Source organism: Clostridium sp. C105KSO13, from assembly GCF_001517425.1.
In the GTDB taxonomy this organism is placed as follows: domain Bacteria; phylum Bacillota; class Clostridia; order Lachnospirales; family Lachnospiraceae; genus Muricomes.
The window spans coordinates 66,381-84,390 of record NZ_FBWL01000166.1 but is presented as its reverse complement, the minus strand read 5'-3'; the positions used below and the strand labels follow the sequence as shown (position 1 = coordinate 84,390).

The window sequence follows — 18,010 nt, the reverse complement described above, 5'->3', positions numbered from 1 at the left end:
ACTTTTTTGCTCAAACTTCCACCTGCTTCCCGCTTCCGGATTTGTTACTCTTTACTGCCATCCGTCTGTTCCATAATCGTCTACATTATCAGCAGTAATCAGGAATGTCTCAACCGGATATCTGTCATCTACCTCTTTACCGTCCATAACATCATACATAATTTCTACAGCCTTCTTTGCGATTGCCACCGGAGATTGAGCGCCTGTACCTTCGAGAAGAGAATCTCCTGATGCCAGCTCTTTCTTAAAGTCCGGAGACCCATCTACGCCATATACTTTCACATCCTTCAAGCCTGCCGCATTTGCCGCTGCCAGGGCTCCAAGTGCTGTAGGATCATTTCCGCCGAAAATCGCCACAATATCCATTTTCCCCTGAAGAAGATCTTCTGCTATTCCCATAGATACCTCAAGATTTCCTTTTGCATCCTGCTGTGCTACAATGTCAAATCCTTTTCCGTCAATCGCATCCAGGAAACCATTTGTTCTGTCTGTCACTGAATTCATTGTGGGGCTGTCAAGAACAATAATTTTACCGCCGTTCGGGCATTTCTTAACCAGGTCTTCGCCGCAGACCTTACCGGCATTGTAGTTATCAGATCCTGTGTAAGATGCCACATAGGAAAGGTCGGCAACCTCTGTGTCAAAGTTTACAATCGGCACCTCCTCGCCCTTTAACGTATCCAGCGCAGGCAGAATCCCTTCAGCCTCAACCGGATTCAGAAAAATACCATCAATATTCTGGGACACCATATCCTCCACCTGGGTAATCTGCAGAGACACATCATTTGCAGGATCAGTTGAAATCAATTCATCCCCTTTTGCCTCCACCTGTTTTTTAATCTCATCTTCAATCGTCACAAAGAATGGGTTTGTTCCATCCATGCAGGTATAGGCAAATTTATAGTGTTTGCCAGAATCTTCCTTGCTCCCGGAAGCATCCTTCTTACTTCCCCCATCATTGTCTCCTCCTCCACCGCATCCCATCAGCATGGTGCCAGCAAGAGCTCCCACAAGTAATACACTTAGAATCCTTCTTTTCATAATCCGTTCCTCCTGTTTGTATATTTTTTATGATTTCATCATATCAGTAGAAGTAATTTTGTGCATGTGTACAATGTAATGGATTTCAAATTACATTTGTAAGGATTTATATGACAAATGTAATTTGCGTTCTAATACACACAAATACAGCTTTCTGCCATACAAAAAAAGCCCAACACAAAGCCGGGCTTCTTTTAATTTCTATTATTAGACAATGGGATACTCCGTGCAAAGCAGCCTGTACGGCTTTTCATTTTCTTCTATTTTCGGGAACCGCCCCATAGGTTCATAAAACCTGTTATCTGTATTATCGTCATTGCACATAGAGACTTCACCAAGCAGAACCTCACCGCTTCCTTTTTCCACTTCAAAGTCGTGATACATATAAGGATAAACAGTAATACTTTCTCCCGGAGTAAGCCTGACCTGAGTTCCTGCAGGTACTGTATATTCTCTTCCGTCACTGTGTATGACAACGTCTGTATCCTCAAACTGCCCATCTTCTGTAGAGTTGTATACACGAATCAGCACATTTCCACCGCCTCTGTTAATAATATCTTCCATCTTACTCCAATGAAAATGCATAGTTGCAGACTGCCCTTCATCCAGATATAAAAGCTTCTCCGCATATGTCTTGGTATACCTCTCAAGCTTAGTATTTCCATTTCTCAGGGTAATCAATGAGAATCCCACATGCTCAAAGTCTCCAAGACCATAGTCCGTGATATCCCATCCAAGCATATTGTCCCTGATTTCATCGTACTCATGCCCTTTTTCCTGCCATTCTTCTGGAGAAAAGTTGCAAAAGGGCGGAAGCTGAAATTTACACTTCTGAATCATAGCTTCCATTTTCCGCAGGGCTGTATTTATTTCCGATCGCTTCATATTTTTTCCCTCCTTTTACTTTCCGTTTATGCCGCTGAAAACTTCTATTGCATGTCTGACATCCTGCGTCATCACATCTCTTGCCCAGCAGGTAATATCATGGAAAAAGACAGGGCCCTCAGTTTCCATACATTTTTTCTTTACATACTCTCCTCCCTTTTTTGCGCGATAGGTATAATAATTAATTTTTCTTACACCGTTTGCGATACACTTTTTAAAGTCCTCATCACTTACACCGCTCCCACCGTGCATTACGATAGGAATTCCGATTCTGTCACGAATCTCTTTAATCCGCGGAAAATCAAGCTTTGGTTCTGCCTTATAGAGTCCATGCACAGTTCCGAAAGAGCAGGCCAGAGCATGGATGCCTGTTAGCTTCGCAAACTTTTCTGCCTCATCCGGGTCTGTGTATGAGTCATCTTCCGCCGTGCCGTCTTCACTGTTCATGGCTCCGATTTCAGCCTCAACCGAACCCCCATAACCGGAGGCAATCTCTACGGCAGTCTTTGTATTTGCAACATTCTCTTCAAAAGAATACATGGAACCATCATACATAACAGAGGAAAATCCCATATCAAGTGCCCGCTTAATCATATCAAAATTGCCGCAGTGATCCAGATGTACACACACGGGGACCGTTGCTTTGTCCGCCATCATCACCATGATTGGTCCCAAAGTCTCCAATTTAATATACTCCTCATGTATTGGAACGAACTGTATAATCACCGGCTGTCCAAGTTCTTCCGCCGCATTAAGTACCGACTGGATTCCTTCCAGTTCCGTCACGTTAAAAGCTCCAATTGCCATCTTTTTTGCATCAGCAAGTTCTAAAATTGTTTCTAATGTTACTATCATAATTTTCCGCTCCTCCTTCAAGGTATCAGCAAATCCTGCTGCTCCCACCCATTGTCTATTCTTCTCCTGAGTTCCTTGAATCCCAAAAGTCCGCTTATGGTGTCATAAGTAGTAACACAGCATGCTCCTGTGGCTGCTGCATATTCCAGACTTCTCTTAGGACTTTCTCCTTCCATAACAGCTTTCAAAAAAGCCGCTATACTTGTATCACCTGCTCCGGTTCCGGACAGAACCCGCTCAGGCAAATAGCTCCTTTGAAAAATCTTTTGATTTCCCCAGCCTTTTAAATCAGAATCCACCTTTCCCATAGCCTGCTCGTCAGAGGTTCTGAGATACATGCCTGCTGCCCCACATTTGATCATTACTGCCCGACATCCAAAAGAAAGTGCCTTTTCTGCGATCGGTGCAATATCCTTCTCCAGAGACAGTACAGAGATAATCTCCTCTCCACCTGCTTCTTTCTGCCATCTGTTATAGCGTTCCTTATCCAGCATATATCCCAATTCTTCGATACTTGGCACAAAAAAATCTACATAGGGAAGAACTTTTCTCAGTACCCTCTCCCAGTCACACATTCCGGCATCTGAATCCGGATCCACTGCTGCCAGATCTAGAGAAGTCACTAGTCCGTTTTGCTTGATTTCCCTGTACATCCTTTCCAGCATTTCTCCGTCATTTTCATAAAACTTTTTCATAAGCGGCGGATAACCGAAATGAAAGTAATCCGCTTCTCTGACTGCCACCAGATCCATCTCATCATATGTAAATGTCTTATTACACCCGGGATCATGGAGAAATGCCCTATCACTGCCCTTGGGAGCAATCACAATTGTGTAAGAAGTTGCATCTGTATCAGAAAGAATCATGTCCATCCTGCATCCGGTTTCACTGATCTGCTTCCTGAGTACCTCTCCGAATAAATCTTTTCCGGTTTTTCCCAACAGCGTCACATCCGATCCCAGTTTGTGCAGCGCCAGTCCTGTGTTGGATACTGCGCCCCCCTTGCTGATTTGTGCTGTCCCCACATTCACAAGCTTTCCCGGCTTTAAAAGGTCAGAGAACCTCTGCCTGGAACTGTTCTCAAATACAGGAGTAATATCAAGAGAAATGTGACCTGCAACTATAATCTTCTTCTGTCTCATAAGATACCCCTTTTTCTTTTTACGATATCCATATCATAGACATTGAAAATAGAAAAGTCAATATTTCTATATCAACTTGTTACAATCATCAATTAAGTTGTGACATTTGTAATATACACTTTGCACAATTAAAGTTTTAATTATAATTTTAGTTTTCATAATACTTTTAAAACATATTTTATAACTATGAGCGAGCTTCTGCCTCTTTTTTTAAAAGTCAACTGATAAACCAGAAATAAACCTCACTTTATTTCATCTTATCCCAATCTGCCCATCAAGACCTTCCATTTTTATTACTTCTAAAAAATATCCTTGTTATGCTTTGAGCTATTCATCTTTGTCCGCATTACGACAGCCGAATGCCGTCCTATATTCAGTACTATTTCTCCGTCCATAACAAGATATTCATCGGGCTCTGTCGTATATCCTTCCTCATAAGAGTACACCAGACGCTCCATACGTCCTGTCACCGGAATCTCTGCAGGCCATACGGGAACTGTAACTTCCCTTAGATCTTTACTGTTATTCAAAACTACTACGATCTGTTGGTCACCCATGAATCTTGCATATGCAAGAATATTCCGCTCCCAGTACAGCATCCTCAAGGAACCTGTTTTAATCGGTTTTTCGCTTTTTCGTATACTAATAAGTTTTTTATGAAACTCCAGCATTTCTTCATCTTCGTTTTCCCAGGGATATGCCCTACGGTTATCGGGGTCAGTAAAGCCGCACAGACCGACTTCATCTCCATAATATACTGCAGGTGCCCCTACCCAGGTCATCTGCATGACAACAGCGATTCTCATGACAGCCTTATTTATGCCCTCCTCTGCAGCTTTGTAACCCAACTGCTGCACGCGGCCTACAATATGATTGGTGCGCGTCAGGAAACGGGAATGATCATGATTGGACAGTTCATTCATAGCTACCTGGAGAGACGGCGTAAGCATATTAGACATAAAATGACTTATTGTATTTACAAAATTTTCCGCATTCCCCCACAGATCTGTACGCCGCTCATCACTGTGTTTTTCCATACCGGTTAAAAACCAGGTTACCGGCTCCATAAATGCATCATAATTCATGATGCTGTCCCATTCATCCCCGTGCAGCCACTCTGTCGGTTCACCATAGTGTTCTGCCAAAATCAGTGCATCCGGATTTGCCTTCTTAACCTCTTTTCGAAATCGTTTCCAAAACAAGTGGTTATATTCATTGCTATAGCCTAAATCGGCCGCTACATCCAGACGCCACCCGTCTACATTATAGGGGGGAGATACCCACTTTTGGGCAATATACATAATATAGCTTACAAGCATATTAGAGTCTTCATAATTAAGCTTCGGAAGCGTATCGTGCCCCCACCAGCCTTCATACTCACAATTATAGGGCCATGCGGAATCATCTTCATTATAAAAATGAAAGAAACTACGAAATGGGCTGTCTGCACTGACATATGCACCCTTTTCATAGCTCTCCTGCTGCTCATAAATCCGCTCCCTGTCCAGCCATTTATTAAAAGAGCCGCAGTGATTAAATACACCGTCCAGAATCACACGCATACCGCGGCTGTGCATTGCTTCCACCAGCTTGATAAACAGCGCATTACTTGCCTCCAGATTAATCCGGTCACCAGTTCTCTTTTGATATTTAGTTGCGGTTATATTGTCCGTGTCTGATTCAAAAAGGATATCACCGCCATCTGCCACGATTTTCCCAAAATGGGGGTCTATATAATCATAATCCTGTATATCGTACTTATGGTTGGACGGAGAGACAAAAAGTGGATTAAAGTAAATCACCTCTGCCCCAAGTTCTTCCAGGTAATCAAGTTTATCCATGACTCCCTGCAGGTCCCCGCCATAAAACCGATGTATATCCCTGGCCTCCGGCGGACTGTTCCAGTCTTTTACTTTCTCACATGGTTCTCCTATGTATATATACTCTCTGTCCTCCACATCATTTGTGATATCTCCATTATAAAAACGATCCACAAATATTTGGTATATGACAGCACCCTTAGCCCAATCCGGTGTAGAAAATCCTGGGACAACCGCAAAATCATAGATTTTTACAATTTCTTCTGCTGTACCGCAGCGGTTATAGTAACAAACTTCCTCGCCCTTTCGGATTTCAAAGCTGTAGGAAAAGGGCTCAGAATCCAGCTGCCATTCTATTATATAATAATCAAATACACCTTTAGTGTATGATTTCTCCATCTGATATTTTCCATTTTTGGCAGATAGATACACTTCATCTACATCATCTTTTGCCGTGCGGAATTTGAGACATACCCTGCTGTGCTCTTCCGGCTCAGCAGGAATGCGGTAATCAGATGTTCCATCACAGAACAATGCATCTTTATTCATATAAATCTCCTTTGGGGCAAGCCCTTTCCATATGGATAGTGCTTGCCCCATTTCATTTATTCTTCAAACAATGCTTCAAATTCGCTTCTGGTAATCTTTTCTTTCTCCAGCAGTAATTGCGCACATGCCTCAAGAACTGAGTCATATTCTTTTAAGATAGACTTTGCTTTTAAGTAACACTCGTCTATAATACGCTTAACTTCTTCGTCAATAGTACTTGCTATCTTTTCCCCATAGCCTCTCGAAGTATGGCCGAAATCACGGCCGATAAACACTTCATCACTGTCATTGTCATAGTTAATCAGGCCAAGACGCTCAGACATACCGAACTTCATAATCATCGAACGGGCAATCGCAGTAGCTTGCTTGATATCCTGGGAGGCTCCCGTTGTTATATCGTCAAATATCTCCTCCTCAGCTACCCGGCCGCCCAGTGAAACCGTAATTTCCTGAAGCATATGGCCTTTTGTATTGAACATATCATCGTTTTCCGGCAGCGGCATTGTATACCCTCCTGCGGCCCCGGTGGGTACAATAGAAACACTGTATACAGGTCCCACATCCGGCAGCACATGGAAGAGAATCGCGTGTCCGGATTCGTGATAAGCTGTGATCCTGCGTTCCTTCTCGGACACAATACGGCTTTTCTTTTCCGGCCCGATGCCCACCTTTACAAATGCATGACGAATATCGGCCTGTTCCAGATACACACGACCTGCCTTTGCTGACAAAATTGCTGCCTCATTCAAAAGATTCTCCAGGTCAGCCCCGGTAAATCCGGCTGTAGTCTGTGCAATCTGTTTTAAATCCACGTCATCGCCCAGAGGCTTATTTTTCGCATGGACTTTAAGAATTTCTTCTCTGCCGCCCACATCGGGTCTGCCTACGATAACATTTCTGTCAAACCGCCCCGGTCTTAAAATAGCAGGGTCAAGAATATCCTTCCGGTTGGTGGCAGCCATAACAATAATACCTTCATTGACTCCGAATCCATCCATCTCTACAAGAAGCTGGTTCAAAGTCTGCTCTCTTTCATCATGGCCTCCGCCGAGGCCGCTTCCTCTGCGTCTGGCAACCGCATCAATTTCATCGATAAAAATAATGCAGGGGGCATTTTTCTTTGCATCCTGAAACAAGTCGCGTACACGTGAGGCGCCCACACCTACAAACATCTCTACAAAGTCGGAGCCAGAAATACTAAAGAAAGGAACTCCCGCCTCCCCCGCAACAGCTTTTGCAAGCAGCGTCTTTCCGGTTCCCGGAGGGCCCTCTAAGAGCACACCTTTGGGAATCCTGGCGCCAACCTGAATATATTTTTTAGGTGCTCTGAGGAAATCTACAATCTCCTCCAGCTCTTCCTTCTCTTCCTTTAATCCAGCCACATCCGAAAAGTTTACCTTTTTATCGGATTCTGTGCTCATTCTTGCACGGCTCTTGCCAAAATTCATAGCTTTCGCATTGGCCCCGCCTCCCTGGCGGTTCATGAGCATAAATATCAGTGTGACACCGAGAAGTGTGACAATCAGCGGCACCGCAAGTGAAGTGACCCACGAATCCTGGGGGACATTGTGCAGCTCATAATTCATATCATGCTCTTCTAGGAGAGCCTGCACTTCTTTTACATCCGATACATTTACCTGTTTTACTGCTCCGCCGTCCTTTTCTTTTGCAGTTACAATCCCGGTTGGAACCGCCTTATTCGGCCTTATCGTCACATCCTCAACATTACCGTCCTGTACTTCCTGGACAAAGTTTGGATATGTCATCTCCTGTTCCTTAATCTGCATCCTGCTCGTCAGCCAGAGCGCAAGGAAAATAACCAGCATAAATGTCAGGAAAGTGGCACCTCCCGCATTTTTATACTTTTTGTTGTTCAATGATGTTAACTCCTTCCTGTTATACTCCTTCCACCACACCAATATATGGCAGATTCCTGTATTTTTGAGCATAGTCCAGGCCATAGCCGACTACAAACTCATCCGGTATTTCAAAGCCTACATAATCTACCCTTACATCTTTCTCTCTTCTCTCAGGTTTGTCCAGCAGCGTGCACAATCCTAAGCTCTTTGGATGTCTCTGCCGTAAAACATCCATCAGGTGATACAGGGTCCTTCCTGAATCAATGATGTCTTCTACAATAAGAACATCCTTTCCTTCTATAGACTCGTCCAGATCCTTTGCGATACGTACAACACCGCTGCTGGAAGTCTCATCACCATAACTGCTGACACTCATAAAATCCAGTGAAACCGGCACGGTAATTCTTTTTGCCAGTTCACACATAAAAAAGGCGCCTCCTTTTAGTACACAGATTAAATGTACCTGCCTTCCTTCATAGTTCTTGCTGATCTGCTTTCCAAGCGCCTCAATCTTATCATCTACTTCTTTTTCTGATATTAATACCCTGATCTGTTCTGACATCTGTTCTTTTCCTCCGTTACTTTTATCTCCAGTATCCGATGCGTCTGCTGTGTTACCTGGTAAGCACTGCTCATCCGGTACCCCGGTATCCATATAATCTCCCCTGCATCTGCAATCAGCGGAAGTTTTTCCCTGTCTTTTGCAGGAATCTTCTCATTAATGAAATAAGACTTTATCTTTTGTCTTTTTCCTGTCTTATCAATTGCAATGCAGTCCTTACTCTGTCTTGTTCTGACAAGAAGGCTGCTTTTCATTATATCATAATCAAACCATTTCGTGTAGGCTTTTTGCGGTACTTGTTTTAACGAAAAATCCGCTGGCTTTTCCAGAATCCTACAGCATATCGTCAAATTCAGTTCCGGTATTGTGGTAATTCCGGGAATTTTGAGTTTTTTGGGTAAAAACCCTTGTTCCTTTTCCTCTTTTCCCTTACTTAGCACAACCCCTTCATATGTTCTGACAGCCTTTACGGCATAAGGAAGATCAATGCACCTTCCCGATTGTTTTTCAAACAGTCGCACTATAGCTTCCACATGCGACATAGTGATATTCTGCTGCTCTCCCGCCGCATTTGTAAGACACGTTCGCACCAGTAAATCCTGAATAACCGGCTGCAGCTTTTTAAAAGATCTGTCTTTGATGCAAATATCACCTTCCGGTGTCTGCGATACACAAAGTCTACATGCCTCCTGTCTTTGCTCCTCCATGTATTTCCATACCTGACGCATCTTTTCCATGGCCTCATTCATATGGCGCACTGCCTGAGCGTTTACCTGCTCTTCTAAAACCGGAATCACGAAATGTCTTAGACGATTTCTCGTGTAGTCATCCTCCTCATTGGTCTCGTCCTGGCAATAGCTCTGCTTTTTTTCTTCCAGATAGTCTTCAATCTCTCTCCGGGTAAGGCACAAAAGGGGCCGGATTACGTTGCCGTTTACCGGCCTTATTCCTCCCAGCCCTTTAAGCCCTGTTCCTCTTGCCAGATTCATAAGAAGTGTTTCTGCATTATCATTTTGGTGGTGGGCTGTGGCAATCTTGGTTCCCCTATACTCTTTCAGTGCTTTCTCAAAGGCTTCTCTCCGAACAATACGCCCCGCCTCCTCAACAGATTGTTTCCGCTTTTTAGCAATTAATTCCACATTTTTATGATAAACTGCACATTCTACCTGATACTCTTCGCATAACTTCTGTACGAACTCTTCATCCCTTGCAGCAGTTTCTCCACGTATACCGTGATTTACATGAACCGCTATAATTTCAATGTTTGTATGTTTCTTTAACTCAAGAAGCTCAAAAAACAGGCATACCGAATCTGCTCCTCCCGATATACCTGCTATTATCCTGTCTCCAGCTTCAATCATATGATATTTCTCAATATACTCTTTTATCTTCTTCATCATATGTCAACTATACCCAATTTTTTCCCTAAAATCAAGTAACAGTTCAGCCATTTAGATCTGCTGTACCGAATGTTTATCAGTTGGTTTCCCATATTCCCACCGCCAGCACAGTCATATCATCCATAGGAAGTTCCCCTGTCCAATTAAGCACCTGTTCCAATATATGGTGTGCCATTTCCCTGGGATTGTTCATTACCGTTCCACGAATAATAGTTTCTAGGAGAATATCCTGCTCCCCTACTGGCAGGGCATCCATAATCCCATCCGTTACCATAATTACAAAGTCCCCATCCACCAGCTGACGTGTCACAGAGTCTATATCTATAGTATGCAGCACCCCGATGGGGAGACTCGTAGAACTTAAATGTTCCACCTGATCGCCCCTTTTTATAAATGTGGAGGAAGCACCCGCTTTAATCAGTTCACAGGCTCCACTGTATAAATCAAACACACTCATGTCAATGGTGGAAAAATGTATTTCCTCCCTCCCCATCACAAGAGTCGTGTTTATCATCTGAATAGCAGTTTTTTCCGGAAACCCGGCCTCCAGGAGTTCTTCCAGAAGTTCGATGACCAGCGTACTCTCTCTGCAGGCTTTTTCTCCAGATCCCATACCGTCAGACAATGCCACTCCCTGGCGGCCCCCGGGCAGCTCCATCATCATGAAATTATCCCCGGATATCTGGTTACAGCCTTTCCCTATTCTTGCCACTCCCTGCAAAGTGTAAAATGCCGGACCTTCTATACACACTACCGTGGTATATTCCTTACCCAGCACCTGGCCGTGAGCACCGTCAAGTACAAATCGCCGTCCCATAACTTCTGATATACCCCGGACCAGCTCCTTTGTAGTGACGCATGCATTCTGCAAAGCGCGGGCAGTGACATGCACCTCGTATTTTCCCTCAGGGTTCATGAAAAAATTCGTGTACAAAACTCTAATTCCCTTTTGCTTTAAATATGTGCTGATTTTTTTCTCCAGGCGCTCGTCAGTGAACATGCTATCCTCCAACTCCTTCACCGTACTGCGTATCATGTCGGCAAAGGTGTCCATCTGCACGGCGCATCCCTCCCGACTCTGGACAATGCGGTTGATCCACATCATGTTCTGCCTGGCATCATGGAACGCCTCCAGCATCTCTCTCAAAAACCGGGGGGCCATAATGCATCTCTGCTGCAGCTTTCTTTTTGTCTCTGTATTCAGTTCATTACCATAATTATCCACTGCAGACAGAATTTCGTATCCCATCTGATATGTGTGGACAAAATTCTCTCCCCAGCACCAGGCACATTTCTCACAGTTGATGCAGACCTTCTCCTTCACTCTGTCAAACATCGCCTCAACCTCTTCATTGCTTAGAGATTTCTTCTGTTCTTCCAGACCTAAAAAAGTGTGAGACAGCTGCTTTAAGGAATCCGCAAATTTTTCTATCTGCGCCACATAAGGGCTGGCATGTAATGCTTGTCCATCGTCCATATTTTCTACATCTCCTGTCCATAGTTTTATACTTTTATGCAATCAGCCATGCAGCTCAATTCTACCCCAAGGGTACCGTTCTTGTTAAGCAACCACACTACGGTTGCTAACCAAGGACATGCGCTTCGCTGCATGCCAAAAAACCCCAGAAAAAACCTTCTGGAGTTTATCTTTTGTAGTATATCTATTGTACAGTATCTGTCTGCGCACTTATTTCGCAGTGCATTTACTCAGCCGGCTTAAATATAATTTCGCCCGAGTCTACAAGACCCAGCTTTTCCTCGGCCACTTCTTTTACATATTCATCTGTCTTGACATACTCTTCGTATTCTTTTATCTCTTTGGTGCGCTCTTTCTGCTCTTTAATCTGGGCCCTTAGTTCTTCCTCCTGCTGTCTGTAATCCTTGTCTTTAGCCTGCAGTGTCAGCGCATTCACTGACAGCACACACACCAACAACACTAATATCACAGTAATCACTGTCATACTTCGCTTGTGGCTGCCAAAACCAGAATTCCGCCTGCGGGTCTTAGACCGCCGCGTTACTCTTTCTTTCTTATTTGCCATATACTCACCCTGCTTAATCTTTCATTAAACACCCCTGCTTAATAAGGTCATTCTATCGGCTTTTCTTGTTTTTTTCAAGTCTTTTCATGATTTTTTTATATATTTTTTTAGCGAGAGAGAGCATAAAGTTTGCTAAAACAATGCCACATACCACACCTAGTATAAAGAACCACCTGATGCTACCATATGTTGTTTTATACATTTGTGCGAATAAATATACACTTACAGCCACCCAGTAGAAGAAGTCTTCTAGGTTAATTACAATTATATTATGCCTTATCAGATTTCTCAACAGCCTAAGAACACCATAGCCGAAAAATATGACAACTCCGGATAGCCCCGCATAGAGAAATATAACCGCCTCTTTTCCAATTCCCAACATCATAGGCGGACCTACTTAAACAGTTTTGTAAAGAAATTCTCATTCTGCCGCCCGGCCTGGTTCACACTGGAGTATGCAATGCTATCGATATTTCCTGCAAGATCCACTTCTCCTTTTTCCACACTCAGACGATTCACATGCAGATCTGTTCCTTTTACCATCAGCATTCCCTGCTCTGTTTCCAGCAGGATTTCATTTAAGTCAAAAGAAAGAACATCCAGGACTCCGGTAACCATACTTGTCTTTCTATTATTTACAACCAGTTTGTGCGCTTTGGGCATCTGCCGCTCTTCCATATACTTGCTTTCCCCCTTCGCTTTGTGCTTTTCTATATATATGACAAGTTATGGAAAAATATGAGGACAGAAAAAATGTTCTATATATATCTGAAGAGTTCTTTTGCCTCCTCTTTCTTAGTCGTGTCCTGAAGCTGAAGCACCTCAACTTTCACATTCTTCGCTCCAAACTGTATTTCTATAATGTCTCCGGCTTTTACTTTCAATGATGCTTTTGCAACAGTTCCGTTTACAAGAACCCTCCCCGCATCGCATGCCTCATTTGCCACTGTCCGCCTCTTAATCAGGCGGGATACTTTTAAAAATTTATCTAAACGCATCTTTCACCTTTCCTTTATACACTTAATTCTATATAATGATGTAAGGGTCAAAAGGTATTTTGACCCTTGATACCTACGGATTGCTAAGCACTTTGTGCTTCGCTGACCCATATAGAAAAAGAAGCCCTTACAACGCAGGCATTATAAGTGCTTCTTACATATACTATTCTTTTATTGATTCTTCGCTTATTAAGCGTTCACTTCATCTTTCAGTGCTTTCCCGGCTTTGAATTTAGGAGCTTTGCATGCATCAATCTTCATAGTCTTTCCGGTCTGTGGGTTTCTTCCTTCTCTTGCTGCTCTTTCGCTCACTTCAAATGTTCCAAATCCTACCAACTGTACTTTATCGCCTTTTTTTAACTGATCTGTTACTACGTCAGTAAAAGCTTTTAATGCTTTTTCGGAGTCTTTCTTGGAGATTTCGGCTTTCTCTGCAATAGCTGCTATTAATTCTGTTTTGTTCATGGATTATTTTCCTCCTCTTTATTGTACTAGAATACAATATTCTACAGTTTTAATAAAGGCTCTCATGTACTGGCGTTCACATGATTTACCCTTATGTACTGTTATAACTGTTTCCCTTATTTTTGTCAAGGATTTTTCCCGTTTTATGGGGCTTTTAAGCACTTTTCGGGATTTTTTAACAGCATGTTCATATGTTACATCATCTTGTCAATCATTGCAAGAACTTCTTTTCCCATTTCCTGTGATTTGTCGTCTGCATCCTGCAGTGAGGCACCCTTTATACCATAATAAAACTTTACTTTCGGCTCGGTACCGGATGGTCTTACACAAACCCATGCATCGTCTGACAGGTCATAATACAGTACATTGGAAGCAGGAAGTCCGGTGGGGACTACTTGTCCGGTTTCCATATCCCTGATGGTGTTGGCTTTATAGTCTCTTGCCTTTACTACTTTGTACCCGGCAATCTCTGAAGGCGGATTTTTCCGAAGCGTGTCCATAATCTCCTGAATCTTAGCAAGCCCCTTGATTCCTTTTAAAGTAATAGACTGAATCTCGTCTTTGTAATAGCCATAACGGTTGTACAATGCAATGGTGGCATCCCATAGATTCATACCTTTTGTCCTGTAATAGGCGGCCGCCTCACACAGGGCCATGGTTGCAGCAATGGCATCCTTATCTCTCGCATAAGTACCAATCAGACAACCATAACTTTCCTCAAATCCAAATAAATATTTGCCCTTTCTATTTGTTTCAAACCCGAGTATCTGCTGTCCGATATACTTAAACCCAGTCAGCACCTCAATCAAACCTACATTATAATACTTTGCAATTGCCTCTGCCATATTGGATGTCACAATAGTTTTAATCAGATAGCCATCCTCCGGCAGGCCTCCTAGTTCTTTTCTCTGTCCGATTTCATAATCAGCCAGCAGACAGCCTGATATATTCCCTGTCAGTGTATGATACTCTCCGTTCTTGTCCTTAACACGGACGCCCAGACGGTCTGCATCAGGATCTGTGGCAAGCACAATATCTGCATCAACTTCTTTTGCCAGCTTCAGCCCAAGTTCAAAGGCTTCCGCAGCCTCGGGGTTGGGATAGGACACTGTAGGGAAGTCACCATCCGGCAGTTCCTGCTCTTTTACTACAAATACATTTTGAAAACCAAGTTCCTTTAGGACCCGGCGAGCCGGAATATTGCCTGTCCCATGCAGAGGGCTGTACACAATCTTAATATCTTTCCCCACCACATCAATAGCATCCTGATGAAGCACCTGCTTTTTCAACTCTGTAATGTAAGCGTCATCCACCACGGCGCCTATGATTTCGTAAAGACCCGTTGCCTTTGCCTCCCTAAGGCTCATGGTTTTCATGGTGGTATAGTCTTCTATCGCCTTCACCTCGTCCATAATTCCCTTATCATGAGGCGGAGTAATCTGTGCACCGTCTTCCCAGTACACCTTATATCCGTTATATTCCGGAGGATTATGGCTGGCCGTAATGTTAATTCCCGCAACACAATTAAGGTGCCTTACCGCAAATGAAAGTTCAGGTGTCGGACGAAGGGATTCAAACACGTAGGCCTTAATTCCATTGGCTGCCAGACAAAGCGCTGTCTCATCGGCAAATTCCGGTGACATATGGCGGGAGTCGTAGGCTATCGCAACCCCTCTGCCTGCATTGCCGCTCTTATTAATATAGTTTGCCAGTCCCTGGGTTGCCTTTCTAACCGTATAAATATTCATACGGTTAGTTCCGGCCCCAATAATGCCTCGTAAACCCGCCGTGCCAAATTCCAGATCTGTGTAAAAACGCTCCTTCACCTCCTGCTCATTTTCCCCGATACTCTTAAGTTCCGCTTTTGTATCTGCGTCAAAATATGAGTTTAACAACCAAGACTCGTATTTCGCTTTATAATCCATGACATACCTCCTGCACTCTATTAGTATGTCTTTCATTATACAACAGGAGACTATAAAATAAAAGCGAATATATTCTCTAAAAACCGGAGTTTTTCATCTGTCTGGGCGATGGTTACCTGAAGTTTTTTCACATTCTTTTCCGGAATCCAGGCTTTATTAGAATGATAGTAAGTATTTGCTGTCTTCCAAAATTTCTCCGGATAGGCAAGACAAAGTGCAATATACTCCAGCTCCCCGGGATCCAGCGGCCGTACACTCTGATAGGCATCCAGCATGGCTTTCCCCAAATTTTCCTGCCACTGATGTTTTTCCATGACTTTTCTCAAAAAATAATATAAGTCCTGTGCCTGAACATCTATCCTGAAATGTTCAAAATTTGTGGCGGCTATCCCTTTCTGCGTAAACAGAATATTATGGTAATTATAATCACCGTGTACGAGACTCTGGTTCTCAATACTTTTCTGATATAAACTGTTGTACTCTGATTCTTCCAGCCGTTTTGTTATCCTTTCGGCTAAAGTATACATTTGTTCAAAATATTTCAGCAGAAGAAACTCAAAAGAGCCCTTAGAAACTTTATTTCGCATAAATGTGCGTACTTTTTTTAGTTCACGGTTGTGGCTGAGGAACTCTTCCTTTAAATGCCTTCCTATAGGAGGATGCATTCCTTGTGTGTCTTTCATGGCTTTCCACTTCATTTTGTTGTGCAGCTCTGCCAGATTTCTGCAGGCCTGTAAGATTTCATACTCCCGCTTCACATCACATTCCCTGCCGGAATACCACTTTTTCAGCATATACCTAGAACCATCCCGTGATTGGCTGATTAATTTCCCTTCTTTATTAAAAACAGGAGTGTCCACATAGAAGCAGCCCTCCTCCTCTAAATTGCGAAGGACGGTATACAATAAGGGCGCCCGTCTGTCTGAAATATCCGTTTCTTTCAGCAGCATTGTGCCTTCAGTTGCTTCGCAAAAAAACGCACCCCTTATTTTGCGGGTGCCCTTCACTTCTATCTCATATTGTTCCAGGACTTCTAATTCATACTCTCTCATGGCTGCCCCCCTGCTCTACGATTCTAACTCTTTCTAATGTATGAAAGGGACAGCCTGAGTATGCTAGATGCCAAGCTTTTCTTTTACATAACTACATAATTTATCTTTGTCGTTCATCTCTGGTTCATCAATGACAAGTTCCAGAAGTTCATTTAACATATCACCAATCTTCTGCCCCGGGTGCATCCCGAGCTTCAGCAGATCTTTTCCGCTGACAGCCAGCTGTCTGAGAGTCACAGCCTGATCATCAATCAGTATTTCCTGGTAAATTTCACGCATTTCCACAATGTTTTCAATCTTTTTTCTCCTCTGGTAGGGACTCTGCGCTTTCACATCGGCCATCCTAACTGCCAGGTAATAGGGAAAAAGCTCCACACCGATTCTATTCATTGCACGCCGTACATTTTTGGGTGTGGCTGCAATCCGATAATCATGATAGCATACAAGTCTGGTTACTATTTTGACAGTATCATTGTCAAACTTCAGACGTCTTAATACCTTCCGGGCAATCTCTTCACTTACAAGAGCATGCCCTTTGAAGTGATCCACTCCCGCCTCATCCGTCGTCCTCATATATGGTTTACCCATATCATGAAGCAGCATTGTAAGCCGAAGAATTTTATCCTTTTTCACATTTTTCAGGGCCCATAGTGTATGCTCTGCCACGTCATATTTATGGTGCGGTGTATGCTGCTTTACACCTGCCATCGCGTCCCACTCAGGCAGTATAACCTTCGTAATCCCAAGTTCATAAGCGTCCTGGATCAATTCAGGATGATCAGACATTAAAAGTTTCAACAATTCCACCCGAATGCGCTCTGCACTGATATTCTTCAGAGTCGGTGCCAGCTTGCGGACCGCCTTTGCAGTCTCCTTTTCAATAGGAAAAGACAGCTGGGCCGAAAACCTGACCGCCCTGAGAATCCGAAGTGCGTCCTCTGAAAATCTCTCCATGGGATCACCCACACACCTAATCAGATGATGATTCAGATCCTGCATTCCGCCAAAAACATCTACCAGACGCGCTTCATCATTGTATGCCATGGCGTTGATCGTGAAATCCCTTCTCTTCAAATCCTCCTCAAGATTCGCTGTGAATGTCACCTCTTTTGGATGCCGGTTGTCCTCATACAAACCATCCACCCTGTAAGTGGTCACCTCAAATCCTTCCTTCCCGATCATCACAGTAACCGTACCATGTTCAATCCCTGTATCTACAGTCCGCCGAAACAGGCGCTTTACTTCCTCCGGCCTGGCTGAAGTCGTAATATCCCAATCCTCAGGCTTACGGCAGAGAATGGAATCACGCACACATCCCCCAACCGCAAAAGCCTCATAACCGTGCAGCTGCAAATTATTTATAATCATAATCACTTTTCTTGGCAACTCAATCTTCATTTGCTCTTCCTTTCATC

General features: G+C 43.5%; 17 protein-coding genes. All 17 read right to left on the bottom strand.

All coding sequences use genetic code 11. From position 1 onward, the window contains the following. Positions 1–51: 51 nt before the first annotated feature. Positions 52–1,041 carry a sugar ABC transporter substrate-binding protein gene (locus BN3456_RS09515; RefSeq protein ID WP_089983904.1) on the bottom strand — a complete coding sequence of 330 codons (990 nt, stop codon included), beginning with the start codon at positions 1,039–1,041 and terminating at the stop codon, positions 52–54. A 207-nt stretch (positions 1,042–1,248) separates the two neighbouring features. Beyond that, positions 1,249–1,926 (bottom strand): D-lyxose/D-mannose family sugar isomerase, encoded by a 678-nt coding sequence (locus tag BN3456_RS09510; RefSeq protein ID WP_089983903.1) that lies wholly within the window; start codon positions 1,924–1,926, stop codon positions 1,249–1,251. Between the two features lie 15 nt (positions 1,927–1,941). Then, entirely contained in the window at positions 1,942–2,781 is an 840-nt protein-coding gene (locus tag BN3456_RS09505; RefSeq protein WP_089983935.1) for a class II fructose-bisphosphate aldolase, read from the bottom strand. Positions 2,782–2,798: 17 nt separating this feature from the next. Further along, on the bottom strand, positions 2,799–3,923 hold the full coding sequence (locus tag BN3456_RS09500; RefSeq protein ID WP_089983902.1) for a carbohydrate kinase family protein: 1,125 nt from the start codon (positions 3,921–3,923) through the stop codon (positions 2,799–2,801). 299 nt (positions 3,924–4,222) lie between these two features. Further along, entirely contained in the window at positions 4,223–6,292 is a 2,070-nt protein-coding gene (locus tag BN3456_RS09495; protein ID WP_089983901.1) for a glycoside hydrolase family 13 protein, read from the bottom strand. Between the two features lie 56 nt (positions 6,293–6,348). Next, complete coding sequence (gene ftsH / locus BN3456_RS09490) at positions 6,349–8,118, bottom strand: ATP-dependent zinc metalloprotease FtsH (RefSeq protein ID WP_176699167.1); 1,770 nt, start codon at positions 8,116–8,118, stop codon at positions 6,349–6,351. A 70-nt stretch (positions 8,119–8,188) separates the two neighbouring features. After that, positions 8,189–8,713: a hypoxanthine phosphoribosyltransferase gene (hpt, locus tag BN3456_RS09485; protein ID WP_089983899.1), complete on the bottom strand. Its 525-nt coding sequence runs from the start codon at positions 8,711–8,713 to the stop codon at positions 8,189–8,191. Further along, positions 8,689–10,113, bottom strand: coding sequence for a tRNA lysidine(34) synthetase TilS (gene tilS / locus BN3456_RS09480; protein ID WP_347458036.1), 1,425 nt, complete (start codon positions 10,111–10,113; stop codon positions 8,689–8,691). Before tilS ends, hpt begins: the two co-directional genes overlap by 25 nt. Positions 10,114–10,189: 76 nt before the next feature. After that, the gene (locus tag BN3456_RS09475; protein ID WP_089983898.1) at positions 10,190–11,590 is read right to left on the bottom strand and encodes a SpoIIE family protein phosphatase; all 1,401 of its coding nucleotides are present in this window, start codon (positions 11,588–11,590) and stop codon (positions 10,190–10,192) included. 226 nt (positions 11,591–11,816) lie between these two features. Further along, a complete protein-coding gene (locus BN3456_RS09470; RefSeq protein WP_089983897.1) occupies positions 11,817–12,155 on the bottom strand; it encodes an FtsB family cell division protein in 339 nt (112 codons plus the stop codon). A gap of 52 nt (positions 12,156–12,207) precedes the next feature. Then, the gene (gene yabQ / locus BN3456_RS09465) at positions 12,208–12,540 is read right to left on the bottom strand and encodes a spore cortex biosynthesis protein YabQ (protein ID WP_089983896.1); all 333 of its coding nucleotides are present in this window, start codon (positions 12,538–12,540) and stop codon (positions 12,208–12,210) included. A gap of 8 nt (positions 12,541–12,548) precedes the next feature. Then, positions 12,549–12,833 (bottom strand): sporulation protein YabP, encoded by a 285-nt coding sequence (gene yabP / locus BN3456_RS09460; protein WP_089983895.1) that lies wholly within the window; start codon positions 12,831–12,833, stop codon positions 12,549–12,551. A gap of 80 nt (positions 12,834–12,913) precedes the next feature. Beyond that, a complete protein-coding gene (locus BN3456_RS09455; protein ID WP_089983894.1) occupies positions 12,914–13,153 on the bottom strand; it encodes an RNA-binding S4 domain-containing protein in 240 nt (79 codons plus the stop codon). A 189-nt stretch (positions 13,154–13,342) separates the two neighbouring features. Next, positions 13,343–13,618: an HU family DNA-binding protein gene (locus BN3456_RS09450; RefSeq protein ID WP_089983893.1), complete on the bottom strand. Its 276-nt coding sequence runs from the start codon at positions 13,616–13,618 to the stop codon at positions 13,343–13,345. Positions 13,619–13,812: 194 nt separating this feature from the next. Continuing rightward, a complete protein-coding gene (locus BN3456_RS09445) occupies positions 13,813–15,543 on the bottom strand; it encodes a phospho-sugar mutase (protein ID WP_089983892.1) in 1,731 nt (576 codons plus the stop codon). A 50-nt stretch (positions 15,544–15,593) separates the two neighbouring features. Next, positions 15,594–16,595 (bottom strand): CotS family spore coat protein, encoded by a 1,002-nt coding sequence (locus BN3456_RS09440; protein WP_089983891.1) that lies wholly within the window; start codon positions 16,593–16,595, stop codon positions 15,594–15,596. Positions 16,596–16,658: 63 nt separating this feature from the next. After that, the gene (locus tag BN3456_RS09435; protein ID WP_089983890.1) at positions 16,659–17,993 is read right to left on the bottom strand and encodes a CCA tRNA nucleotidyltransferase; all 1,335 of its coding nucleotides are present in this window, start codon (positions 17,991–17,993) and stop codon (positions 16,659–16,661) included. Positions 17,994–18,010 lie beyond the last annotated feature (17 nt).